This window comes from Vibrio sp. 10N.261.52.A1 (genome assembly GCF_002876325.1).
In the GTDB taxonomy this organism is placed as follows: domain Bacteria; phylum Pseudomonadota; class Gammaproteobacteria; order Enterobacterales; family Vibrionaceae; genus Vibrio; species Vibrio chagasii.
This window is the reverse complement of the sequence record NZ_MCYD01000288.1, coordinates 1-342: the sequence shown is the minus strand read 5'-3', so window position 1 is coordinate 342 and position 342 is coordinate 1. Positions and strand designations below refer to the sequence as shown.

Below are 342 nucleotides of genomic sequence, written 5' to 3'. Positions count from 1 at the left end.
AGGTGAGAAACTGATTTGCGAATCTTCTCTAACACCAAGTGTTAGCGCTTCACTCAGAGGCAGTTGTTGTTTCACTACACCCTGCGAGCTAACTGCACGCCCCTTTTCAAAGGCTTCAGTAGCAACCCATATTCCCACATGCTGTTCGCTTTTTTCAGCGACCACTTCATCAGTTGTTGTTGGTTTAGGTTCACTTTTGAACAGATCGATAACGCCTAGTGCACCGATGATTAAGGCAGCAATGGCGACAAGTAATACCAGTCGAGATCTCATAATGTGCTCATATTTTGAGGATTATATATATGGCGTAGATTGAGTTAAAATTACTAAGTAAAAGCCCTG

The 342-nt window shown here is 42.7% G+C and carries 1 pseudogene; it reads right to left on the bottom strand.

Annotated features, from left to right (window positions below):
- Nucleotides 1-273 (bottom strand): annotated as a pseudogene (locus BCT81_RS03585) (pilus assembly protein CpaB); the annotation flags it as partial.
- Nucleotides 274-342 lie beyond the last annotated feature (69 nt).